This window comes from Thalassospira lohafexi (assembly GCF_002844275.1).
In the GTDB taxonomy this organism is placed as follows: Bacteria; Pseudomonadota; Alphaproteobacteria; order Rhodospirillales; family Thalassospiraceae; genus Thalassospira; species Thalassospira lohafexi.
Genome location: NZ_NXGX01000002.1, coordinates 211,952 through 236,268, shown reverse-complemented (window position 1 = coordinate 236,268; position 24,317 = coordinate 211,952). Strand labels below are relative to the sequence as shown.

At 53.0% G+C, this 24,317-nt stretch carries 21 protein-coding genes, 3 tRNA genes and 1 riboswitch; of the genes, 7 read left to right on the top strand and 17 right to left on the bottom strand.

Going from position 1 to position 24,317, the window contains the following annotated elements; translation table 11 throughout:
* Positions 1-14 precede the first annotated feature (14 nt).
* Genes COO92_RS04860 through argS form a run of 4 tightly spaced genes read right to left on the bottom strand, consistent with a single transcriptional unit; the run spans position 15 to position 4,394 of the window.
* A complete protein-coding gene (locus COO92_RS04860) occupies positions 15-698 on the bottom strand; it encodes a site-2 protease family protein (protein WP_022730764.1) in 684 nt (227 codons plus the stop codon).
* Positions 695-1,765, bottom strand: coding sequence for a beta-N-acetylhexosaminidase (nagZ, locus tag COO92_RS04855; RefSeq protein ID WP_101300369.1), 1,071 nt, complete (start codon positions 1,763-1,765; stop codon positions 695-697). The genes COO92_RS04860 and nagZ overlap by 4 nt, the downstream gene beginning before the upstream one ends.
* Positions 1,752-2,639: an SPOR domain-containing protein gene (locus tag COO92_RS04850; RefSeq protein ID WP_101300367.1), complete on the bottom strand. Its 888-nt coding sequence runs from the start codon at positions 2,637-2,639 to the stop codon at positions 1,752-1,754. The genes nagZ and COO92_RS04850 overlap by 14 nt, the downstream gene beginning before the upstream one ends.
* 3 nt (positions 2,640-2,642) lie before the next feature.
* Positions 2,643-4,394 carry an arginine--tRNA ligase gene (gene argS / locus COO92_RS04845; RefSeq protein WP_101300928.1) on the bottom strand — a complete coding sequence of 584 codons (1,752 nt, stop codon included), beginning with the start codon at positions 4,392-4,394 and terminating at the stop codon, positions 2,643-2,645.
* 240 nt (positions 4,395-4,634) lie between these two features.
* On the opposite strand from argS, the gene erpA reads away from it, so the two are divergent.
* Both erpA and xth read left to right on the top strand, forming a co-directional pair.
* Positions 4,635-4,976, top strand: coding sequence for an iron-sulfur cluster insertion protein ErpA (erpA, locus tag COO92_RS04840; protein WP_022730760.1), 342 nt, complete (start codon positions 4,635-4,637; stop codon positions 4,974-4,976).
* A gap of 97 nt (positions 4,977-5,073) precedes the next feature.
* A complete protein-coding gene (gene xth, locus COO92_RS04835) occupies positions 5,074-5,853 on the top strand; it encodes an exodeoxyribonuclease III (protein ID WP_101300365.1) in 780 nt (259 codons plus the stop codon).
* A gap of 125 nt (positions 5,854-5,978) precedes the next feature.
* Here xth and ribB read toward each other — a convergent pair whose 3' ends face one another.
* The 11 genes from ribB to COO92_RS21960 form a co-directional block, all read right to left on the bottom strand.
* Complete coding sequence (gene ribB, locus COO92_RS04830) at positions 5,979-6,647, bottom strand: 3,4-dihydroxy-2-butanone-4-phosphate synthase (RefSeq protein ID WP_022730758.1); 669 nt, start codon at positions 6,645-6,647, stop codon at positions 5,979-5,981.
* 132 nt (positions 6,648-6,779) lie between these two features.
* Positions 6,780-6,935, bottom strand: a riboswitch (FMN riboswitch).
* Positions 6,936-7,051: 116 nt separating this feature from the next.
* Positions 7,052-8,329 carry an EAL domain-containing protein gene (locus tag COO92_RS04825; RefSeq protein WP_101300363.1) on the bottom strand — a complete coding sequence of 426 codons (1,278 nt, stop codon included), beginning with the start codon at positions 8,327-8,329 and terminating at the stop codon, positions 7,052-7,054.
* 57 nt (positions 8,330-8,386) lie between these two features.
* On the bottom strand, positions 8,387-9,250 hold the full coding sequence (locus COO92_RS04820; protein WP_101300362.1) for an aminotransferase class IV: 864 nt from the start codon (positions 9,248-9,250) through the stop codon (positions 8,387-8,389).
* Positions 9,235-9,843 carry an anthranilate synthase component II gene (locus COO92_RS04815; RefSeq protein WP_101300360.1) on the bottom strand — a complete coding sequence of 203 codons (609 nt, stop codon included), beginning with the start codon at positions 9,841-9,843 and terminating at the stop codon, positions 9,235-9,237. The genes COO92_RS04820 and COO92_RS04815 overlap by 16 nt, the downstream gene beginning before the upstream one ends.
* Positions 9,840-11,228, bottom strand: coding sequence for an aminodeoxychorismate synthase component I (pabB, locus tag COO92_RS04810; protein WP_101300359.1), 1,389 nt, complete (start codon positions 11,226-11,228; stop codon positions 9,840-9,842). Before pabB ends, COO92_RS04815 begins: the two co-directional genes overlap by 4 nt.
* A gap of 224 nt (positions 11,229-11,452) precedes the next feature.
* The gene (locus COO92_RS04805; RefSeq protein ID WP_101300926.1) at positions 11,453-14,119 is read right to left on the bottom strand and encodes a valine--tRNA ligase; all 2,667 of its coding nucleotides are present in this window, start codon (positions 14,117-14,119) and stop codon (positions 11,453-11,455) included.
* A 90-nt stretch (positions 14,120-14,209) separates the two neighbouring features.
* Positions 14,210-14,863 carry a DUF2497 domain-containing protein gene (locus COO92_RS04800; RefSeq protein ID WP_338063608.1) on the bottom strand — a complete coding sequence of 218 codons (654 nt, stop codon included), beginning with the start codon at positions 14,861-14,863 and terminating at the stop codon, positions 14,210-14,212.
* 93 nt (positions 14,864-14,956) lie between these two features.
* Positions 14,957-16,309 (bottom strand): TolC family outer membrane protein, encoded by a 1,353-nt coding sequence (locus COO92_RS04795; protein WP_101300357.1) that lies wholly within the window; start codon positions 16,307-16,309, stop codon positions 14,957-14,959.
* A gap of 143 nt (positions 16,310-16,452) precedes the next feature.
* Positions 16,453-16,776, bottom strand: a complete 324-nt coding sequence (locus COO92_RS04790) for a rhodanese-like domain-containing protein (protein WP_101300356.1) — start codon at positions 16,774-16,776, stop codon at positions 16,453-16,455.
* Between the two features lie 68 nt (positions 16,777-16,844).
* Positions 16,845-17,498 carry a protein-L-isoaspartate O-methyltransferase family protein gene (locus COO92_RS04785; RefSeq protein WP_101300354.1) on the bottom strand — a complete coding sequence of 218 codons (654 nt, stop codon included), beginning with the start codon at positions 17,496-17,498 and terminating at the stop codon, positions 16,845-16,847.
* Positions 17,473-17,886 carry a hypothetical protein gene (locus COO92_RS21960; protein ID WP_133125045.1) on the bottom strand — a complete coding sequence of 138 codons (414 nt, stop codon included), beginning with the start codon at positions 17,884-17,886 and terminating at the stop codon, positions 17,473-17,475. The genes COO92_RS04785 and COO92_RS21960 overlap by 26 nt, the downstream gene beginning before the upstream one ends.
* A gap of 87 nt (positions 17,887-17,973) precedes the next feature.
* Here COO92_RS21960 and COO92_RS04775 point away from each other — a divergent pair.
* The 5 genes from COO92_RS04775 to COO92_RS04755 all read left to right on the top strand — a co-directional run bounded on the left by COO92_RS04775 (position 17,974) and on the right by COO92_RS04755 (position 21,954).
* Positions 17,974-18,047: transfer RNA gene (locus tag COO92_RS04775), tRNA-Cys, on the top strand.
* Between the two features lie 4 nt (positions 18,048-18,051).
* Positions 18,052-18,127 (top strand) — tRNA-Asn (locus COO92_RS04770).
* Between the two features lie 450 nt (positions 18,128-18,577).
* Positions 18,578-18,653 (top strand) — tRNA-Asn (locus tag COO92_RS04765).
* Between the two features lie 73 nt (positions 18,654-18,726).
* Positions 18,727-19,044: a hypothetical protein gene (locus COO92_RS04760; RefSeq protein ID WP_022730746.1), complete on the top strand. Its 318-nt coding sequence runs from the start codon at positions 18,727-18,729 to the stop codon at positions 19,042-19,044.
* A gap of 219 nt (positions 19,045-19,263) precedes the next feature.
* Positions 19,264-21,954, top strand: coding sequence for a bifunctional acetate--CoA ligase family protein/GNAT family N-acetyltransferase (locus COO92_RS04755; RefSeq protein ID WP_101300351.1), 2,691 nt, complete (start codon positions 19,264-19,266; stop codon positions 21,952-21,954).
* A gap of 91 nt (positions 21,955-22,045) precedes the next feature.
* Here COO92_RS04755 and COO92_RS04750 read toward each other — a convergent pair whose 3' ends face one another.
* Both COO92_RS04750 and COO92_RS04745 read right to left on the bottom strand, forming a co-directional pair.
* Positions 22,046-22,483: a MerR family transcriptional regulator gene (locus COO92_RS04750; RefSeq protein WP_101300350.1), complete on the bottom strand. Its 438-nt coding sequence runs from the start codon at positions 22,481-22,483 to the stop codon at positions 22,046-22,048.
* A 144-nt stretch (positions 22,484-22,627) separates the two neighbouring features.
* Positions 22,628-24,115, bottom strand: coding sequence for a hypothetical protein (locus COO92_RS04745; protein ID WP_101300348.1), 1,488 nt, complete (start codon positions 24,113-24,115; stop codon positions 22,628-22,630).
* Positions 24,116-24,317 lie beyond the last annotated feature (202 nt).

The window sequence follows — 24,317 nt, the reverse complement described above, 5'->3', positions numbered from 1 at the left end:
CATTATGCTGGGCGTCAGGCAAATATCGCTGCCAGAAAATGGACCAACGCATTGGCCGGTTCAATCACCAACCACTGAAAGATCGGAAGGTAGATGCCAAGCTTTGATGTCACATATGGCAACAAGAATACCAGACCGATCAAAATGATCATGCCGGTTTTTTCCATACGCGCCAAGACCCGTGCAACCGGAAGCGGTGAAATCGCAGTCAGGACCCGCCCGCCATCAAGTGGCGGGATCGGCAGCATGTTAAACACTGCAAGAATACAGTTCAGCCAGATCGACTGGTTGAGCATCGTACCAAGCCAGTCATTGACCGCCGGGGAAAAGCTTGGCAACCCAACCAGAAGCAGGATCGATACAATCGCCAGCAAAACATTGGTCAACGGCCCGGCAACAGCAACGCCAATAACCCCAAGGCGTTGGGGATGCAGACGATGAAACGCCACGGGCACAGGCTTGGCATAGCCAAACAAAAACGGTGCAGCGGTGATCAACAACAATGCCGGGATCAGGATGGTGCCAACCGGATCGATATGGCGAATGGGGTTCAGGCTTAACCGGCCAAGACGCTGGGCGGTATCATCGCCAAACAATTTCGCGGCAAACCCGTGGGCTGCTTCATGCAATGTCACAGCAAACAGCACCGGCACAACCCACGTTGATGCCGAGATAATAAATTCAATCGCGTTACTCACGTGCCGGTATCCTCAGCCTGCCAAACAGGCGCAAGAAGATCGGCAAGACGCATCCGCCAATCTGTCAGTTGGCTTGATGATGGTTTGTCGATTTTGAAACTGGAAATCTGATTGGTAAAGTTTTGCGACCGCAGAAGTGCCGCACCGCTCAACAACGGCGTCATGGAAACAACTTCTTCCATCTCGGTGCGTTTGCCATTGCAATGAAGCGCAATGTCACAGCCCGCACTCAGGCATTCATGGGTGCGACTTGCAATCGAACCACCCAGTGCCTCCATCGACAGATCATCACTGATCAAAAGGTTCTCAAAGCCGATATCACCCCGAATGACATCATTGATAATCGTCGCGGACACCGTGCCGGGACGTTGATCATCAATCGCGGTAAACAGCAAATGTGCCGACATCGCCGCCATAACGTCTTTCATCTGACGGAACGGTGCAAAATCAAACTCGGACAGCTCAGCCCGCGTGGCACTGACAATCGGCAGGTCCTTGTGACTGTCGACCGCAGCACGGCCATGTCCGGGGATATGTTTAATGATCGGTGCAATCCCGCCGTCAAGCAACCCGGCGGAAACCGCACTGGCCAAAACCACAACGCGGGCCACATCCGCCCCATAAGAACGATCACCGACAACATCGCTCATGCCCGGAAAACGTAGATCAAGAACCGGTGCGCAGGTGGTGTTAAACCCGGCTTCGCGTAAATCCATCGCCATCAAACGGGCATTGATATAGGCGGCTTCACGGGCGTCTTCGGGGGATTTATCAACCAACTCGCCAAACACACCGGCCGCCGGGATTTTGCGCCAATGGGGTGGCTTAAGCCGCATCACACGGCCGCCTTCCTGATCGACAAGGATCGGGACGTTGTTTTTGCCAACAACATCACGCAGCTGATCGGTCAGGGTGCGTATCTGATTGTGATCTTCGACATTGCGCGCAAACAGGATAAAGCCATAAGGATCGGCTTCGCGAAAGAAGCCCTTTTCCCAATTGCTCAGTTCCGTTCCGCCAATCCCAAGGATACAGGCGCGCGGCTTTTTAACTTCAAGGCCGGACAATCAGGCACCCCACTTTGCGTTGTTTCAAATCACCACACAGCTTTTCTGCCGCCGAGGCATCGGCAACCGGGCCTGCCTGCAGGCGATAGTAAACCCCCTTGCCTTCAATCTCGGTACGCTGCACGAACATCTGAAGGTTACCCAACAAGTCTTTGTTTTTCGACGATAATCTTTTCCATTCCGCCGATGCTTTGTCTTCCTCACGAAGTGAGGCCAGCTGAATGCGGAAATCTCCGGTTGCCGCGGGTTTCTCTTGCGGTTTTTCCGGGGACGCTGCTTGCGGTGTTTCTTTGGCCCGCGCATCAACCGCGGCAATCGCCTTTTCGGCGTCACTCATCGTATCAGGGGCCTTAATTTCCGGCGCGGCCATGCCCGAAGACGTATCCGCCGCATCCGCCGCATCATCAGCAGGGCTTTCGGCTGCAGGGTCGACTTTCACGTCACCGTCACCGTCAACGGCCCCGTCATCATTCGATGCCACCACATCCGAAGATTTCGGTGCTGTTGGCATCACATCCGGCGTGCGCGGCATATCTGGCAGTTCCTGAAGCACGACATCCGCGTCCGGATCAACATCGCTTAGCTGGTCATAGACCGTCGTGTTTCGGTGGGGCACTTCCATTCCGCCCGGATCTTCGGGCCGCAGCTTGATCGGGGCCGGATCAGGCAGAAGAATGGGCAATTTTCCATCATCCTGAATGGGTTGCCCCTGATTGTAAAACCAGTAACCTGCCCCGCCAAGGCCGCCGATTACAACAGCCGCCCCGAAGAACACGGTCATAATTCCCTTCAACTTGCTTTTGCCAGCACCCGGCTCGGCTGCATAGTGGGCTTCGCGCTCGGCATGAAGGTTGTTACCGTGTTCTTCGTTCATATTTTACATCTCCTCGACAGGCGTGACACCAATCACATCAAGACCCGATGCAATGACGGTGGCCACTGCACGGATCATCGCAAGACGCGCCAATGTCGTCGCCAAATCATCGGCGATGATAAAGCGAAGCTCGGTATTGTCGCGTCCCTTGTTCCACAATGCATGGAATTCAGCTGCAATTTCTGTCAGGAAAAAGGCAATGCGATGGGGTTCATGCGCGGTTGCGGCCTGCTCGACAATACGCGGCCATTCTGCCATCCGGCGCACAAGAAGCTTTTCTTCGTCTGAAGACAACAACGACAGGTCTGCCGTCTCAAGCGTTTTTACCGAAAAATCCTGCCCCGGGAAGGCTTCTTTGGCCTGACGGAAGACCGAGCTTACCCGTGCATGCGCGTACTGAACGTAAAATACCGGGTTGTCTTTGGACTGTTCGGTCACTTTGGCGAAATCAAATTCAAGCGACGCATCATTTTTGCGCGTCAGCATGATGAACCGGACAACGTCCTTACCAACACGTTCGACAACATCGCGCAGCGTGACAAATGTCCCGGCACGCTTGGACATCTTAACCGGCTCGCCCTTATCAAACAGGCTGACAAGCTGACAAAGCTTCACGTCCAGATCACCTTCGCCACCTGTGATGGCCTTGGTTGCTGCTTTCATGCGTTTGACGTAGCCACCGTGATCGGCGCCAAACACGTCGATCATCAGGTTAAATCCGCGCTCATACTTGTCAAAGTGATACGCAATGTCGGATGCAAAATAGGTCCAGCTGCCATCGGATTTCTTCAACGGCCGGTCAACGTCGTCACCAAAATCGGTGGCGCGGAACAGGGTTTGCGGGCGCGGTTCCCAATCTTCGGGTGTTTTGCCTTTTGGCGGCTCCAGCACACCGACATAAATATCACCCTTTTTCTCAAGGTGTTCAAAGGCCGATTGAACCTTGCCTGCCTTGACCAGACCGTCTTCGGACGTAAAGACATCATGTGCGACGCCCAGAAGACGTAAATCTTCCTTGATCAACAACATCATCTCGACAATGGCAAAGGTCCGGAACTGCTCAAGCCAGTCGGCTTCGGCGGCGTTGACCCATTTGTCACCTTCGCGCTCGGCCAGCTTTTTGCCCGGTGCAACCAGATAATCGCCCGGATACAGGCCTTGTGGAATTTCACCAATGTCTTCACCAAGTGCTTCGCGGTACCGCATATGAAGCGACCGGGCCAGAACATCAACCTGCGCGCCGGCATCGTTAGTGTAATATTCCTTGGTAACCGCATAGCCCGCCTTGGCCAGAAGATTGGCCAAAACGTCCCCGACCACAGCCCCCCGGCAATGACCAACATGCATCGGCCCCGTCGGGTTGGCTGAAACATACTCGACGTTGATTTTTTCGCCCTTGCCCAGATCGCTGCTGCCATATCCGGTGCCAACTTTCAGCACTTCGGACACCTGTGACAGCCAGAACTGATCGGCCATGCGCAGGTTAATAAAGCCCGGTCCGGCGATTTCGACCGTGTCGATGTGATCAAGCAATCGAAGTTTTTCAGCCAGTTTTTCGGCAAGGTCGCGTGGCTTCATGCCCGCAGCCTTTGACAGAAGCATGGCGGCATTGGTCGCGGCATCCCCATGAGACGCATCGCGCGGCGGCTCTACCGTCACGCGCGCGGTGTCACTTCCAGTAGGAAGAACACCATCATTCTCAAGGGCGAGAAGCTGTTTCTCGATGTCGCTTTTCAACAGGCTGAAAACATTCATAACTTTGGTCTTTGCATATTTTTGTTTGTGGTCAATCGGACCATGTGACTGCGGCTGTTTTGGGACATTTCCGACCAAAAGGCAAGCAACGGGTCTTTCGAATGCCTACAGGTTTTGACATTTCAGCCATGCACGCTAAATAGTGACTTAAATACTATGATCTGACCGTGCTATGATGTCGCCAAGGATCGTAACGACCCCCGCCATAAATCTGGCGGGTTGAAGATCAAGGAGTATTGAATGACCGAAGCTTCACAGCAAGTCCAGATGACCGAAAGTGCTGCAAATCGTATTCAGGAACTGATCGTAAGCGAAGGTGCATCGAACACGATGCTCCGCTTGCAGGTTTCCGGCGGCGGTTGCAGTGGTTTTCAGTACGAATTCTCACTGGATGCTGACACCACTGACGAAGATTGCGTTTTCGAAAATCACGGTGCGAAAATGGTGATTGACGAAGTCTCGCTCGATCTTCTGGGCGGTGCCGAAATTGATTACGTCCGCGAGTTGGTTGGGTCCGCATTTCGTGTGAACAATCCAAACGCCACGTCATCATGTGGTTGCGGATCGAGTTTCTCGATTTGATCCGTACCGACAAAACGATTTATAAAACGGGGTTCGTTATTGCGAACCCCGTTTTGTTTGACCAAACTCATCTGATCCCATTGGAATCGAGGCCTGAATGAAAATCGCTACCTGGAACGTCAATTCAATCAAGGCCCGCCTGCCCAATGTTATTGAGTGGCTGCAAGAAGCCAAACCCGATGTTGTCCTGTTACAGGAAACCAAGACGGTTGATGACGGTTTTCCGGCGATGGAAATCGAGGATCTTGGCTATAACATCGCGATTCACGGCCAAAAAACCTATAACGGGGTCGCCATCCTGTCGAAATATCCGATCGAGGATGTTGAGCGCGGCCTGCCGAGCAATGATGACGACGAACAAGCCCGCTATATCGAAGCGACGATCAGTTCCCCCCATCCGGTGCGTGTGGCATCCATCTATGTCCCGATGGGAACGGCTGTTGGCGATGAAAAATTCCACTACAAACTGAACTTCCTTGATCGCCTGATCACGCGGTTTGAAAAAATTCGCGCAGAGGGCGAAGCTGCGGTCATGGGGGGCGATTACAATATCGCGCCGGACGATTCGGATGTTTATGATCCGGCAAAACTGCATGAAGCGGTCTTATGTTCGACAACTGAGCGCAAACGTCTGCGCACCATGATGAACATGGGCTACACCGATGCGTTCAGAACCTTCAACCCGAAGGGCCATCAATACAGCTGGTGGGATTACCGCGCGGGTGCGTGGAACAAGGACAATGGTTTGCGCATTGATCACCTGCTGCTGACCCCGGCTGCCGCAGATCGCCTGAGTGCGTCGGACATTGACCGTGACCCACGCGGCAAGGAAAAGGCATCCGATCACACCCCGGTCTGGTGCATGATCGACGATTAACGTCTTTGGCTGGCAGCATACCGCGCCAAAACCACTGTTAAACATCACAAAGGGCAGCACCGAAACCGGGCTGCCCTTTGTGTTTTGTCTTCATCTTCGCCAATCGCCAGACTGGCGTGCAGCTTCTATTCCGCGGCCTTTTGCATGGCGGTGCGATAGGCAACGATATCTTCGATGCTGATCACAACCATGTCATGCTGTTTGGCATAGGAAATCAGCTCAGGCAGGCGCGCCATCGTGCCGTCAGGGTTTGTGACCTCACATAACACGCCGGATGGCTTAAGCCCGGCCAAACGCATCAGGTCAACTGTACCTTCGGTGTGGCCACGACGTTCCAAAACACCACCTGCCCGCGCACGCAGCGGAAACACATGGCCCGGACGCGCAAGATCGGATGACTTTGCACCATCGGCAATCGCCGTTTTGACGGTGGTCACACGATCCGCCGCCGACACCCCGGTCGTCACACCGACCTTGGCCTCAATCGTGACGGTAAAGCCTGTCCCCATGCTTGATGTGTTATCCGCAACCATCGGCGGCAAATCAAGCGCCGTGGCCTTTTCGTCTGTCAGACACAGGCACACAATGCCGCTGCAATCGCGGATCAGCATCGCCATCTGTTCGTTTGTCAGATTTTCTGCGGAAAAAATAAGATCGCCTTCGTTTTCGCGATCTTCGTCATCGACAACCAGAACACCTTTGCCTTGGCGGATGTCAGCAAGTGCACGTTCTAAACGCTCCTGCGGATCGCCAAAGGTCGAAAGACCTGATTCCTGATGAACACTCTGATTCATAACCGTCCTCCTCGGATGGCGGCTTACGAATCAGGGCACAAAAGAAAGGCCCGGCATATTGGCACACTGCACCAGATACCGGTCGTAGACAAAAAGCAATTTCCACCCAACCGGGTGATCTTGCCTGTCACGCTTTATCCTCTCCCATCCGGACTATTACCGTCGGCTCCGGATTTACACCGGATCTGCTGACCCTGCTGACCCAGATGGATCAACAGGCGCTCGCGGGCTTTTCAGTTGCCTGAATTTACCGCCGGTAGGGACTTGCACCCTGCCCTGAGAATAAGCGCCGTGTTTCAACGACAAACCTGATCAAAATTGATCAGGTACGCCGCACTTTAGAAAAGCTCTGCGCGCTTGTCAAACCTGTTAAAACACGACCAAACGCATCCTAAACGCACGGTTTAGACTTCTGAGAGAACCTTCCCCAGCCGGAAATGGAAATCGCATCCGTTTTTACGGGCTTCACGCGGTGCCCATTGGCAAACCGCGCAGCGTTTGTCTGATGATCGCTTTGGGGTTTTGCATTCCTGCTTAAGATACGGGCCAAGCACCGCATCGATGTAGGTTCCCTGAAACGCTTCAACGCCAAGACTGCGCCCCATACGAAGGGCCGTGCGGCTATCACACCGCGTCAGTATCAGGCTCTGATCAACAAACAGATTGGCAAATTCCCGGAGCCGCTCGGTAACTTCTGTGCGGCGTGACCCGATAATGTTCTGATCCCAGATCACCTTGACGAAATCGACATTCATTTTTCTGGGCGACAAAAATTCAAGTGCCGGAAGTGTAATGCGATCTAGGCCAACACGAATCCCAACTGATTTAAGAAACGCGCAGGCATCTTCGAACTCCCACCAATTGGCAATCGCATTTTCCATCGAAAACTCAACTGCCAAATTCTCAATCAGCTTGCCATTCCCCGATCCGATAAAGTCACTGAATGTTTCGCTCAAGACCGTTTGCACCTGCATATTCAAATGCAGCCGATCCGGGAAAATCGATGACGCAATCGATTGCGTCACATCCATGACCTTTTCATCGAGGACCCGCGACAGGATTTCAAGCTCTCCGGGACCTTCAAGCAGAAAACTGGCAAGGTGGTGCTGACGCAAATAATCAAGCGAACAATAAAGTTCATGGCCGAGAATTTCGCGACTGTTGTCGTGGACGCCAACGATGGCTTGGCGACGACAGGAATCGAAAACCGCATCTACCGTCACGGCACCACGCAGCATTTCCGCCATATCAAATCGTTGGGATGGCTCATTTGAAAAATGCCCGATGGCTGGCAATCCCAGTAATTCCAAGACCTGTTTCTCGTCAATCGGCCACTGGAACCGGTTCCAAAGCGTGTCGGGTATATGGCCAAGACCTTGCCGTTCAATGACATCGGAAAGGGTCTCGCGAACATGGTCGACAAAGTTATCGTCACCTTCCGCCCATTTCCCGCCACGCACAAAGGCAACCATCCCGTTTTCAAGACGATGGACCTGCGTGTTTTCTGGCAAATGGTGAAATGCATCACGGGTAATCGCCCGATAATCTTCTGTTCCCAAGCGCAAATCCATCGGGATATTAAGAATCCCGAGATGCGGCTTTTTTCCATTTGCGGCATGCTTGCGCAGGCTATCGACAAAACGGCTTAGTGGGACGGCGGGTTTGGCAGCTTGGGCGGTCATCGGCAATCCTGAACTTAAGGCAAGGACGCGATACTGACAGCCGTTTATTAACTTACTCTAAACTCTTATACCATTGCATAGATTACCCTCCACCATTCGTGTCAGCATGGTAAAGATATCTTGGGGTTGTTTGGCATTCCCGATCGGTGCCCCATCCAGGGCCATGACCGGCCTCATTCCCTGCAACGCATTGGCCGTAAACAGCATATCCATCTCGGTCAGCTCAAGTGGTGTTCTCGGGTCAAAACGGGTTTCAACGCCGTTTGCCTTGGCACAATTGATCACAAAGCTACGCGCCAGCCCGCACAGAATACCAGTAGTACCGTCCGGGGTCCAAAGCGCCCCATCCTTGATCCCAAACAGGTTTGCAATCGTGGTTTCGGCCACAGATCCGTCCACCGACATGATCAATGCGTCATCTGCCCCGGCCTGTTGGGCCTCCTGTTTGGCAACGATGTTATCAAGATAATTCAGGCTCTTGATTGTTCCGGCAACCGACCACGGATTACGGCGGATTTTTTGCGCCGTTATCAACGTCAACCCGTCAGATGACGGAGCTGGCGTAAAGGGTGCTGTTGTCACCATGATGGTTGGCGTTGGGTTTTCCGGCGGCAACAAGCCGCGTTGACCACTTCCGCGCGACAGAGACAGGCGAACAACCGCACTTTGCAATCCATTGCCCTGACACAGCGTGGCAATAATTTCGGCAATATCATCACCAGATGGCAACACCTGTGACGACAGCCCGATCACAGCGGCATGTGCCGCCAGCCGTTCCATGTGCGCATGAAGCCAGGCAACCGTGCCACGATGGGCACGCATTGTTTCAAAAAAACCATCCCCCAAAAGAAACCCGCGATCCGTTGCAGGAATAACCGCATCTTGCGCGTTTAAATATGTGCCATTCAACCAGACTTGCATATGGCACTCCGCTTTGTGGCTCTGTGATCTGCCGCAAGTTTAAGGAAATTGGCCAGCAAGTCATGCCCCTGTTCGGTCAGGACCGCTTCTGGATGGAACTGAACACCATAAATCGGCAACGCCGTATGGGCAAACGCCATCACCTCCCCGTCCGGTCCGGTCGCAGTTTGCACCAGACTGCCATCAACAGGCAAATCGACAATCAGGGAATGATAGCGCGTTACGCGCAACGGCTGCTTTAAGTCGTTAAAAATGCCATCACCATCATGGTCAACATCCGATGTCATGCCATGTATTGGTCTTTTGGCGCGCTTGACCTTTCCGCCAAACGCCTGTGCAATCGACTGGTGCCCCAAACACACGCCCAGCATGGCAAACTCCCCGGACAGATCCCGGATCAGCGCAAGGCTGTTGCCTGCCTCATCTGGCCCGCAAGGACCGGGCGAAAACACCAGCGCATCCGGACAGCGTTCGCGCACCATATCGGTGGTGATTTCATCATTACGGATGACCTCAACCTCCTGATCCAGCTCACGCAGGTACCGGGCGAGATTGAAAACAAACGAGTCATAATTATCGATCAAAAGGATCATCGGACGATCCCCAGCGCTTCGAACATTTTGGCGGCTTTGACCATGGTTTCGGCATACTCATGGTCCGGTTGGCTGTCCGCAACAATGCCGCCACCAACGTTAAATGCCATTCGACCCTTGTTCATGCAAATGGTTCTAATGGCGATATTGGTATCCATGCTGCCATCAAACCCGATATAGCCGATCGCACCGCAGTATGCACCGCGTGTAGTTTGTTCAAGTTCGGTGATGATTTCCATCGCACGTATTTTCGGAGCCCCCGTAATCGATCCACCGGGAAAACAGGCAGCCAAAAGATCGATTGCTGTTGCATCATCATCAAGTTTGCCAGTCACAGTCGATACCAGATGATGCACATTGGCATAGCTTTCAAGCGCGCAAATCGTTGGTGTTTTGACCGAATGCGGCTTACAGACCTTGGAAATATCATTTCTTAAAAGGTCAATAATCATAACGTTCTCTGCGCGATCTTTTGCAGATAACATTAATTCCTGTGCCAGTTCGGCATCTAAAATCGGGGTTTCTCCGCGCGCGCGGGTTCCCTTGATCGGGCGTGTTTCAACAACGCCGTCCGTCACCTTTAAAAACCGTTCTGGCGAGTTCGACAGAACCGCAACATCGCCAAAATTCAGGAAGGCCCCAAACGGCGCGGAACTAACAGTCGATAGCCTGCGATACAGTCCGAACCGTTCCGGAATGGAACCTTGGGCATATTCCGCCCGAAAACTTTGCGACAGATTTGCCTGAAAAATGTCCCCGGCAAAGATGTACTCAATCACTTTACCCACAGCATGCTGATACGCAGCCGGATCAAAGTTGGACGCCCATGTGGTGATATCAGGTTGGTGCGGCACATCGGGCACATCAAAAAGCGGACGGGCCAACCGCAAATACTTGCGCAACATGGTCATGCGTTCAGCTGCACGTTGGGCGCGTGCTTGGTTTTCTGGTGCAGGCATCCCCGTTGAAATCAACCACATTCGGCGCTGGTGCAGATCAAATGAAATCACAAGATCATAAATACCAACGGCCATATCGGGCATTTCCAGCCAGTCGTCATCGGCAACGGGAAGCGTTTCGGTCTGATGGGCCAATTCATAGCCAAAGTACCCGACCACGCCGCCCTGAAACGGAGGCAGGTCTTCCTGTTTTTCGCGGCGATACCGTGCAAGGAGATCGCCCAAAACATCAAACGGGTTGCCCGGCACAGCAAAACCATCAAGGGTCACCTGCCCGTTCTTGGCTGTTAGCTTATGAAACGGTGATACCGCGATATAGGCATAGCGGTCCCTGTCCCCGGAATCGAGAAAATGGCTATCGGCAAAGGGCGCAAAAGCCCCATAGGCATCAACCGGTTCAATAAAGGGACATTCTTCAATCAGCATGGCACGCGGCAGTCTTGCGGGAGTGATGGAACAACGATCCGCACCCAAAGCCAAAAATCAGCCAAGCCGCGAGACCGTTTGCATAACGTTGGCGACAATCTATGCGATTCGTTACCGCACAGGGGAAGATTTTTATCACAGCGCGCAAGGTGCCAATTCAAGCCAAGAAAAAAGGGCCAACCCCACTCGGTTGACCCTTTTTTCATCGCGTTATTTAAGCCGCATTACATTGCAGCAATACGATCATATGCCTCGTTCAGCTTGGCAAGCGTATCTTTTGCTTCTTCAAGCTTGGCTTTCTCGGTTGCCACAATATGATCCGGCGCGCGGCTGATGAAGTTTTCATTCGACAGTTTGCCTTCCTGACCCTTGATGTATTTGGCTTTGCCCTGGATTTCTTTTTCCAGACGGGACTTTTCAGCCGCCACATCAATGAAATCAGCAACCGAAACAAACACGGTCACACCGTCAACCACGGTCTGGATGGCCCCCTTGGCGATGGCTTCGATATCGCCCTGCCCCTTGAAGCCGATTTCGGCAACACGTGCCAGACGCTTAACCTGTGCTTCTTGCGCGCTCACCGCAGCCTTCATCGCATCGGTGGCATCGACCAGATAAATCGGAACCTCCGCCCCCGGGGGGACATTCATTTCAGAACGCACACCACGGATGTCACCGATCAGACGGATCGACAGATCAACTTCGGCCTCGGCCGCACGATCAATCAGGGTCTCGTCAAACTTCGGATAGCTTGCCGACATCAGCATGCTGCTGCGGTTATCAGAAATCTTGTCCCACAGTTCTTCGGTGATATAGGGCATGACCGGATGCAAAATCAGAAGGATCTGATCAAGAACCCATGCGGTGACCGCACGGATTTCGGCCTTGGCCTCTTCGTCATCGCCCATCAGAACCGGCTTGGCCAGTTCCAGATACCAGTCACAGAAAGACCCCCAGACGAACTGATAGGCACTGCTTGCCGCCTCGTTAAAGCGATAGGCTTCAATACCTGCACCAACCGATTTGGATGCTTCAACCGTTTTACCAACGATCCAGCGGCCAAGGGTCGATTTCACGTTCGCCGGATCAAAACCATCCACCGGTTTGCATTCATTCATCTCGGCAAAGCGTGCGGCATTCCAAAGCTTGGTCGCAAAGTTGCGGTATCCCTCAACCCGCGATGCCGCAAGCTTGATATCACGCCCCTGTGCGGCCAAAGCCGTCAGGGTAAAGCGCAGCGCATCACAGCCATATTCGTCAATGAGTTCCAACGGGTCGATAACATTGCCCTTGGATTTGGACATCTTCTGGCCGTTTTCATCACGCACCAGCGCATGGATATAGATATCCTTGAACGGGATTTTCCCATCCATGAAATGCATGCCCATCATGATCATGCGGGCAACCCAGAAGAAGATGATGTCAAACCCGGTCACCAAAACGTCACCCGGATAATATTTATCAAGCTCCGGGGTTTTGTCGGGCCAGCCAAGGGTCGAATACGGCCACAAGGCGGATGAGAACCACGTATCAAGAACGTCAGTTTCCTGAGTCAGTTCAACGTCTTTGCCGTAATGGGCCTTGGCTGCGGCAATCGCTTCTTCTTCGGTTTCTTCAACAAAGAATTCGCCGTCCGGGCCAAACCATGCCGGGATACGATGCCCCCACCACAATTGGCGTGAAATACACCATGGCTGGATGTTGCGCATCCATTCAAAATAGGTGTTTTCCCAGTTCTTGGGTACGAACCGGATGCGACCGTCTTCAACCGCCTCAGTCGCCGGCTTGGCCAGAACTTCGGCATTCACAAACCACTGGTCGGTCAGATACGGCTCAATCACAACGTTTGAACGGTCGCCATAAGGCACCATGTGAACGGTGTCTTCGATTTTCTCAAGCAGGCCCAGCTCATCCATCTTCGCGACAAGAAGCTTGCGCGCCTCAAATCGGTCAAGACCGCGATATTCCTCGGGCGCTTCATCGTTGATGCACGCATGGTCATCAAGGATGTTGATCTTTTCCAGACCACAGCGTTTGCCAACTTCAAAGTCATTGAAATCGTGCGCCGGGGTGATTTTCACCGCACCGGACCCTTTTTCAGGATCGGCATATTCATCGGCAACGATTTTAATCCGGCGCCCAACGATGGGCAGAATGCAATACTGACCAATCAGGTCCTGATAACGTTCATCATCGGGATGAACCGCAACACCGGTATCACCCAGCATGGTTTCCGGACGCGTGGTGGCAACAGTGATAAACTCACCGTCCCGGCCTTCGATCGGGTATTTGAAATGCCAGTAATGGCCTTTGACCTCTTTCTGAACGACTTCAAGATCGGAAATCGCCGTCAGAAGCTTCGGATCCCAGTTCACCAGACGCTTGTCACGGTAAATCAGGTCCTGTTTGTGCAAAGTCACGAACACTTTGCGCACAGCCGCCGAAAGGCCTTCGTCCATGGTGAAACGTTCACGCTGCCAATCAGGCGACGCGCCAAGGCGGCGCAGCTGATTGGTGATGGTGCCACCCGACTGTTCTTTCCATTCCCAGACTTTTTCGATGAACTTTTCACGGCCAAGGTCATGGCGCGTGACGTTCTGTTCGCCAAGCTGGCGTTCAACAACCATCTGGGTTGCGATGCCTGCGTGGTCAGTGCCGGGCTGCCACAGGGTATCCTTACCGTTCATACGGTTATAACGCACAAGAATGTCCTGAAGCGTAAAGGTCAGCGCATGCCCCATATGGAGGCTGCCGGTCACGTTGGGCGGCGGCATCATGATGACATAGGGATCGGCTTTTGACGCCGAATCGCTGGCAAATGCCCCCGATTTTTCCCATTTATCGTAAAGTCTGCCTTCAACGTCGGCCGGGCTGTAGGTCTTCTCCAACATGGTCTTTTGTCCGCTGCGGGTTTTCATCAATCTTACAAAGAAAAAGCGGCGCACCTTGGGCGCGCCGCTTAAATTCGAATATCGGCTCGCCTACAAGTCTTCGGCGCGGTTCACAATCCGCTCGATTTCTTTTTTCACAAGGCGTTCGATCATATAGGGCAGGTTTTCGTCAAGCCATTCCTTAAGAAGCGGGCGCAGCATATCGCGCACCAAATCTTCAAGCGTGATGTGACCTGCGTTAAGCCCAAGAGCAACTGCGCGTTTCTTTGCAACAGCTTGCGCCAGTTCCGAAATGGTCCCGGTGGCCGTTGATTCCGTCAAATTGGAAATAAGCGGCTCATCATCGTCTTCGTCGTCATAGACAGCCGGGATCGATGGTTCTGGCTCTGGTTCTTCAAACTCGTCTTCGAAGGGATCAGGCTCCGGCTCATCATCAAGCGGAGTCTCATCAAAATCAAGCATGTCATCAAGTTCAAGCTCTTCTTCGGGCTCGTCAAGTTCAAGTTCTTCGGGTTCTTCGTCAAACTCAAGCTCTTCGGGCTCTTCATCAAGAACGAGCTCGTCAATTTCTTCTTCCGGCTCAGGTTCTGGCGCGGGTTCGGGCTCCGGTTCTGGTTCCGGCTCTGGCGTTGGTTCGGGTTCAGGAGCGGCTTCCTGTTTTTCTTCATCCCCCTCATCGGCAAGAATTTTGCGGATGGACTGGAGGATGTCCTCCATTGAAGGTTCTTGTTGCCCGTCACTCATAATTAAACTTCCGCACTAGTGTCATTACCCAGACCGATCCGTCCCCTGGTGCGGACGGGATACAAAAGAATCCCGTCCTGGCGCCCTAACAGGTCAGTCTGTTCCCCACCACTGGTCCTTGACTTTATTATAGTTGGACTCAGTGTCATAAACGTCCACAGGCAGGCCAAGCACCTGCGCATTCAATGCGCCCATGGCGGCCTTAACCTGGAATTCAGCCACGGCAGCATCACGGCGCGATCCAACAAGATCAACACGTGCCTGCAAAAGTTCCTGTTCCTGATCAAGGACATCAAGAACCGTACGCGACCCGACAGAGGCCTCACGCTGAACACCATCAAGAGCAACTTCAGCCGAAGAAACCTGCGCCTGCTGAGACTCGATCCGTGCACGCGCAGTCACAAGCGTTTCCCACGCACTGGTCGCATTTTCAATCACAGCCCGGCGGGCTTCGTCCACCTGCACACGTGCCTGCCCTGCGGTCTGCTTGGCAGCACGTACAGAGGAATAAACAGCCCCCTGCTGATACAGCGGAACCGAAACCGATGCGATGATGTCCGCACTGTCGACCGTCATATCCTCGTTAGATGCTTCATATGCACGTTCAACACCGGCCGAAAGACTGACTTCCGGATACAGCGAACCTTCGCTCAGACTGATATCTGATTTTGCCGCTTCTTCGGTATAAATGGCCTGCAAAACATCAGGATGCTGATCCTGCGCGATTGCCAAAACATCGGCAACACTGGTCGGCAAGCCCGCAAGCGAGTTTGGAATTTCAAGATTGGACGGCGGATTACCCACCAGGCGCTCATACTGCGCACGCGTATTTGCCAACGCACCCTGTGCCGAAATCAGATCGGCTTTGGATCCAGCAAGACGTGCCTCGGCCTGCGATACGTCCGTACGTGTCACTTCACCAACTTCAAAACGATCACGGGTCGCCTCAAGCTGACGATCAAGAACGCGCGTATTGTTCTGGTTCAGTTCAACAACAGCAGTATCACGCAGCACATTGAAATATGCCGTTGAGACCTGCAACATCACATCCTGCTCGGTCGAGCGAAGCGAAGCACGTTGCGCCTGAATACGTGATTCTGCACGGTCGGTTTCAGCAGTCGTCCGCCCACCACGATACAGCGGCTGCGTCACATTCAGACCAACGGTATAAGGTGTGAGACTGTTATCCGTCTCCGTCCCGTTGACTTCAGTTTCGTTTTCACGAAAACCGGCATCGCCATTCAGCGATACGCTGGGACGCCAGTTCGACAGCGCCTGCGAAATTTCTTCATCGGTCGAGCGCAATGCAGCACGACCGGATTCAAGTGTCGGGTTGCTCTGGTATGCCTTAATAAGAGCGTCCTCGAGGCTTTCTGCAGATGCGCCATGCGCAACCAGTCCCCCGGTTGCCAAAATACTGCAGGTCAGCAAGAACCGTTTTATCATTTATCTACCCTTGTAAAATCCAACACCAAGTCCCGACCCCGGCGCAGTTTCACGTATGGTAACGACGGAACGAAAAATTTCCAACAAAAGAGGCGCTTGTACCCAAAAAAAGTATTTTGCCTCTTTTTCCGTCGTCACGACCATCAATCGTAGCGTGTCATATCCGGCTCTACTTCAAGCGCCCAGATATCTATACCGCCACTAACATTAAAAACATCTTTAAATCCGCATTCTTCAAGGAGCATGCCCGCATGGCGACTGCGAACGCCATGATGACAAATCACCGCCAGTGGTTTTTCTGGCGACAACTCCCCGACCCTGACCTGCAACTCCGATAACGGAATATGCCGGGCACGATCAATTATGCAAATTTCAACTTCCCAGTCTTCACGTACGTCCAACACGTCCAAAGGCTGTTCACCCGAAAGGCTGGCAGCAAGTTCACGACAACTTATGTCTCGGACCATTTAGGACAACCTGTTGTACATACGCAAAAAGAGATGCCCGACCAAAGCCGGGCATTCCGAATATCAAATTAGAACACAAAGCTCTCGGTCGGCTCAAATCCCGGAAGATACGGGATGTTGGCATCAAACAGATCGCGATGACCAATAACACCGTTCTCACGCTCATAAAGACGCGCAATCCCGACTTTGCCCTCGGCGCGCACAACCGCCAGAAGACGACCGCCTTCTGAAACCTGTTCAAGAACGCCTGCCGGAACTTCCGTTACCGCACCGTCAAACACGATCACGTTATAAGGTGCCTGATTGGGATAGCCAGCGGCCAGATCGCCTTCGACAACAATGACATTGTCATAGTTGGCACTCTGGAAGGTCGCCTCGGCCGAAGCGGTCATATCCTTATCGCTTTCAACAGCGACAACCGTTTCAGCGACGCGCGACAGAAGTGCTGCGCCATAACCGTAGCCGGCACCAATAATAAGGGCGACATCCGTCTCGGCAATTTCGGCACACTGCATCAGGCGCGCGATCACCATCGGCTCCATTGCATAGCGACCGCCGCCAACGGCGATATCTTCGTCGACATAAGCAACGCCGCGTTTTGCTTCGGGCAGGAACAGTTCGCGTGGAACTTCCTCCATCGCAGCAATGACCAAGGGATCGGTGACCTTGTTGGTCCGAACCTGATTTTCCACCATGTTATGGCGCGCGATTTGGTAATCCATGTTTATCTGACCTGAAAATTCTCGCGAGAAAAACACCGCAACCGTCTTTATCGTCCCCAAAGCCGCTTGCGATCATTGCCCTGTTTATAGTCAGCACATAAGCACCTGACAACATCCGATCAATGGCAAAGCAGCAATTGCACAATAAAAACCACAATATAAGTACGTCACGGCGCTCCTGACGCGCATTCAACCCCATCAAATTTCGAAAATTCAGCCGATGCTGGAATTTCGTGCTTTTGACAACATTTGAGAAACTCTGATTGCATTGATGACCATGATTTCGATCGCAACGAAGCAAAATAAAATCGTTGTCGGCAAACACGATGGCGATGTCATTCAAGGCGCCCGGGATTGCTTTCCGGGCGCTTTTTTCTGTTTTGGGCATGAAATCAACACGCTGGTCGAAAAATCTGGAATTGGGTGCTTGACGGGTCGTATTCGATGGGGCTATACACCGGCCAGCCAACGCTAAGGCGCGATGGCGGAGTGGTTACGCAGAGGACTGCAAATCCTTGCACGCCGGTTCGATTCCGGCTCGCGCCTCCACTGATCCGGCATAGCTCAGTTGGTAGAGCAAATGACTGTTAATCATTGGGTCGCAGGTTCGAGTCCTGCTGCCGGAGCCAAAAAACCCTGGAACTTTGTTCCGGGGTTTTTTGCATTCTGGACCAAAACAGCGCTTTGCTGTTTCAAAAGACACCCTACCCGACTTTGTTCGTGCGCATGTGTGCGGCATATCCCCATGAGTTGTACATTCAGGTTTGATCAAATTTAACTGCAATGGGCCGATGCCCGACCTTTGGCACCGTATTCATAGGGTCCACACTTAACAGCACTTCCTGCAGTCAAAAACAGCCGTAAGTGCCATCGGCAATGTAATATCGCACCATCGCCCCCTCAATCGGCCTCAACCATATTTCGACATATAAACGCCAACGGATTAACCCCGGCGCGCCATTGGCGTGAAAATTCGCAAAAAGACAAAGAATTGGCCCTTTTTTCGTAAAAAGGTCTTGCGGGGTTTGGGTCGTTTGATTATACACCTGCCACGCGCTTCAAACGGGGTGCGTACCTGATCCGGCATAGCTCAGTTGGTAGAGCAAATGACTGTTAATCATTGGGTCGCAGGTTCGAGTCCTGCTGCCGGAGCCAATTAAAAAGGGACCGAACTTTATGTTCGGTCCCTTTTGTTTTTAGCCGCCTGATCTTACGGGAACGCATCACCATGAAAACAGTGAAAATTGAACTGCGTGAAGTCAAGCTCGGCACGCTGTCTGGCGCCAGTCAGGGCTGGTTGATTATCGGTGAACAAGACGTCATTCACGGCATGGTTCATCCGATTGACGGGGAATTGTTTACAATTTCATCAAATACCGATCCCCGCATTCAGGCCTTCGGCTGGTGCCCGATGTTTGACAATCTTGCCCATGTTCAAAATGATCTTGAAATCGCACTGGCGATGCAAAGTGCCGATGAAGTCGAACAATGGATCGAGCAATCGGAACGTTATGACGACGACAGCCATCGTGGTCATATGCACTGATGAGCACACGCAGCACCTCACCCGCCCGGACAGATATGTGACAACTCCATAAAAACTTTGTCACTTCAGTGCTTTATTGATGCAAAGCAAATCAATATAATTTGGCCTGACATACGATCTCGCAGCTGAAACAATAGCATCGGTCAAAACGCCGTCACGACCATAGACGCATTGGCGGATGCACTGAACCGGCCCCAGACATAACGCGGGAACACGGCCATGAGCACGATCAACCTCGACCATCTGTTTAAACCCAAATCTGTTGCCGTCATTGGCGCATCAAACCGCCCCCATTCTGTTGGGCAGGTCATGATGCGGAACCTTCTGGCTGGTGGCTTTAAAGGGCCGATCATGCCGGTCAATCCGCACAGTCAATCGATTGGCGGTGTCCTGGCCTATCCTGATGTCAACAGCCTCCCGGTGACACCGGAACTTGCGGTAATTTGCGTGCCGCCACAGGCCGTTGTCCCGACCATGGAATGCCTTGCCGACAAAGGATGCCTTGCGGCGATTGTCCTGACTGCCGGGCTTGGCGCGGAACCCTTTGATGAGACGCGCAGCATCAAACAGGCAATGCTCGACATTGCCGCAAGCCGCAAAATGCGCCTTCTTGGCCCGAACTGTCTCGGCCTTATGGTTCCGGGCATTGGTCTAAACGCCAGCTTCAGCCACCAAAGCATTGAAAATGGTAAAATCGCCTTTGTGTCACAGTCCGGTGCGCTGTGTACCGCTGTGCTTGACTGGGCTGCCGCGCGCGGCATTGGCTTTTCGCATTTCATATCTTTGGGTGAATGCGACGATGTCGATTTTGGCGATGTCATCGACTATCTCGGGTCTGATCCACAAACCCGTGCGATCATGCTTTATATCGAATCCATTCATGAACGCCGAAGCTTTATCTCAGCTGCCCGTGCGGCATCCCGCAATAAGCCGATCCTGTGTATCAAGTCTGGCCGCTTTGCCGAGGGTGCGGCGGCTGCCGCGTCTCATACGGGCGCGCTGGCCGGGGCCGATGATGTGTTTGATGCAGCGATCAAGCGTGCGGGTGTCTTGCGTGTTTACACCGTCAGCGAAATGTTCTCAGCCGCCGAGACACTGTCGCGCATGCGTCCGTTCCGGGGCGATAAACTGGGCATTGTCACCAATGGTGGCGGCATCGGGGTTTTGGCCGTCGATGCCCTGATTGAACGCCATGGCCATCTGGCACAGTTGAGTGACGACACCATCAGCGCGCTTGATGATGTTTTGCCCAGCACATGGTCGCACGCCAACCCGGTCGATATCATTGGGGATGCGCCGGGCGAACGTTATGCCAAAACAATTGAGTGCGTTTTAAAAGACAGCAACATCGACAGCCTTTTGGTCATGCATGCCCCAACCGCGATTACCGATCCGGTCGAAGTCGCGCAGGGCGTAATTGACGTTATTAAAACCAGTAAGAAAAACATCCTGACCAACTGGGTCGGCGAAGCCACCGTCGCCGAAGCCCGCAACATGTTCTATGCCGCAGGCATCCCGACATATCGCACGCCGGAAAATGCCGTCGCCGCCTTCCAGCACATGGTCAATTACCGCAAACTGCAAGACCTGCTGATGGAAACGCCGCCTTCGATGCCGCGCGACTTTACCCCGCAAATCGACAAGGCGCGCCAAATCATTCATGCCGCCATTCACGCCGGGCGCGACATGCTGACCGAACCCGAAGCCAAAGCTGTCTTGGAATGCTACGGCATCCCAACGGTTAAAACACTCGCAGCCACCTCTGTCGAAGATGCTGTCAAAACGGCTGACGACATTGGCTATCCAGTTGCCCTAAAAATCCTGTCAGATGACATCAGCCATAAATCGGATATCGGGGGTGTGGCGCTCAACCTTGACAGCAGTGACGAGGTTAAAAACGCGGCGACCAAGATGTTGCGTACCGTTAAAAAGGCCTTCCCGACCGCGCGGGTGCGCGGCTTTACCGTACAGGAAATGGTCAAGCGATCCGGTGCGCGCGAATTGATTGTTGGCATGACCACCGATCCGATTTTTGGCCCGGTGATCCTGTTTGGTCATGGTGGGGTTGAAGTCGAAGTCGTGCGTGACCGCGCGATGGCCTTACCACCATTAAACATGAAGCTTGCCCGCGAACTTGTTGAAGGCACGCGGATTTATAACCTTCTGAAAGGTTACCGCGACGTCCCGGCGGTCAACCTTGAAGACCTCTATATGACGCTGGTCAAATTGTCGCAGCTTGTGGTGCATCTTGGCGAAGTCCTCGAACTTGATATGAACCCGTTGCTTGCCGATAAGGACGGTGTCATCGCCCTTGATGCCCGGATCAAGGTCACACCAAAAGTCATCAGCGATGATAAGCGTCTGGCCATTCATCCCTATCCTCGGCATCTGAAAAAGGAACTGGTTCTGGATGACGGCACGACCTATTTGCTACGTCCGATCAAACCCGAAGACGAACCGGCGCACTATGAGTTCATGTCAAAACTCACCCCCGAAGACATTCACTTTAGGTTCTTCGGGTCGGTGCGTGAATTGCCCCATTCCGAAATGGCGCGCCAGACACAGCTTGATTACGACCGTGACATGGCGTTTCTCGCCATTGTGCCCGATGGCCCGGAACAAGGCCAAATCCACGGCATGGTGCAGGTTGTCATTGATCCGAACAATGAACACGCCGAATACGCCGTCATGGTCCGGTCCGACATCAAGGGGCGCGGTCTTGGTCGGGTACTGATGGAACAAATGATCGAGTTTTGCCGCCGCAAGGGGACGGAAACCTTCATTGGTCAGGTCCTGCCCAACAACCGGCGCATGCTGACACTGTGTGAAAAACTCGGCTTTAGCCGCAAGTATCTCGCCGACGAAGAAGTCTTTGAAGTCACCCTGCCCTTGCAGCGTGACCCGCAATAGAAAAACTGTCGCCCAAACACAAAAGCCCGGCTCAAATGCCGGGCTTTTTGCGTATCGGACATATCGCTAGATGCGTTTGTCTTGGATCTGCTTATACGGTTTCCATCGCCAATTTAGACCGGATATCCAAAAGCGCCTTTTCCGGATCAATGCCCTTTTGCGTCAGCGCATCTGCCGCCTCACGCTCAATCTTGCGGAGTTCGCCCAGCGTTGTTTGAACGTCATCAAGCTGCTGTTCAAGCTCGGAAATACGGCGACGCCCGACCAGCATCAAATGTGCAAGTTGCTCTGTCCCGCTCCGCTCGGCATCATAAAGATCGATGTATTCCTTGATATCCTCAAGCGAAAAGCCAAGCCGTTTGCCGCGCAAAACCAGCATCAAGCGTGCCCGGTCACGGTAGTTGTAAACACGCGTGGCCCCTGCACGCTGCGGGGCAAGCAGGTTTTTGGTTTCGTAAAAACGGATTGCGCGCGGCGTGATGTCAAACTCTTCGGCCAGCTCGGTAATACTATAAAGCTTATCGTTCATGATTTTTCTTGTTTGTTAAAGACCATGCGACACCATCGCAACATTAAGACATACCAGTCAACCTATTTACGCTTACGTCACCATGACACGCCCAATGACGGCCCTAACGGCAACGTCGTGGTTCTGGCCCTCTATGGCGCTGTCTTAATCCCGCGTGTTCAAAAGTTCGCGAACATATTCAAGATTGACGGCAACAAATTCCGGTCCCCCATAGCGTTTCCCATCTGTAATCGCGCCGGGCCACTGATCCTGATGACCTGTCCAAACGGTTCCATCAGGCATCGGGATCGCAAGGTTGCTGTCATATGGTGTCTGATATGCGCGGCGCAGATCAAACCGCCCGGCCAAACCATCCTCAAAAAGCGGCGTTTGCGCACTTCTTGGATCGGCAAGCACGCCCGGATAGCGGTCAAAAACGGCCGGATAGGTTGCGTGGTTCGCCAGATCGCCGGAAAATATCACCGGCAACGGTGCCTCTGCAGACAGTTGAAGGCCATCGGCATCGCCAAAAAACGTCTGATCGGCTGGCATAAAGTCGGTTGGCAAAGCGGATGGGTCCGCATGCTCAATCGCATTGCGCGCATTGATCAACCCGCGTGTTGTGCCCTTTTTGATGTATTTCTGGCGCAGGAAAAAGCTGTTGTGAAAGCAGGCTGATATGAAGTCAGGCTGCGGCACTGTGCCGCCTTTGCCCAGCTTAAACACCGCCCCGCCGTTATATTCATCGCCTTCGGGTCCCGGGCGGCTATCGAACCAGCAGATATTGCCAAAATAGTACCAGAAACCGCCGCGCACACCGTCTTGTGAAAACAGTTTATGGCAATTGTAAAACCGGTTTCGCCCAATCCACCAGCCAACTGCGGTGGCTTCGGGCTCGACCGGATTGTCGCGTATATAACTGAAATTATTATCAAAAATGCGAACGTCGCGGTTAAAACTGCCGATGGGGGCGGCAAGGTTTTCGGCGGACACATCCATCCGGACACCATTGTAACAATCGCGGATGTCATTGCGCGCGATCAGGACGTTGCCTGTGATGTCATCGGCCCCAAAAAACGCGCCGTTGAGATAGCGAAACGGGGCTTTTCCGTCGGGGTGAATGTTGCCATCATGGATGTCATCCCAGCGAATGGCGCGCCAGATTTCATCATCCTGTGTCCAGCGACATTGTGTAATTTCAATGGCTTGCGTTGTGACACCGTTGGCATACACCGCATAGGTGCCCGCCGTGATATCAAGCCCGGTGAAGCATAGATCATGGCTGTTTTCGATATAGACCGCACTTGGCCAGGAGCGGATGATCGACAGGTTCTCGATCCGGATATGGGCGACATCAATCAGCTTAAATGCCGCGAACCGGTCGCGGCCGGGATTATTCGCTGAAACTGAATAATCCGGCTTATTATTCACTTTTAGTTGCGATCCGGTATCCCCGCGCAGGATGATCGGGGCTCCTTCGTGACCGCTTCGCGGGAAGACCAATGGCTCGGAAAGGGGGTAATCCCCTGCAACAAGCCGGATCAGGTCGCCCGGCATGCTGTCCTTGACCGCCACATCAAGGGATTTGGTCGATCGCCATGCGGCATCAATCCAGCATTCCTGCGCATTTGGCGATACATATACAATCCTCATACAATTCCCTTTTCGCAGCACACCCTGTGATTTTGCAAGCACGATACCGTAAAAACACCGAATGCAAAGTGTGTTTGATGCAGGGCACTGACGGTGACGTCACAAAATAACGATTCATACCTTTTGCGTTTTTGTATGATTTACTTTATTTCAAAGGGCATAGAACGATCTGAAATTGTTCGCGTAAAAGACTTCATAACAA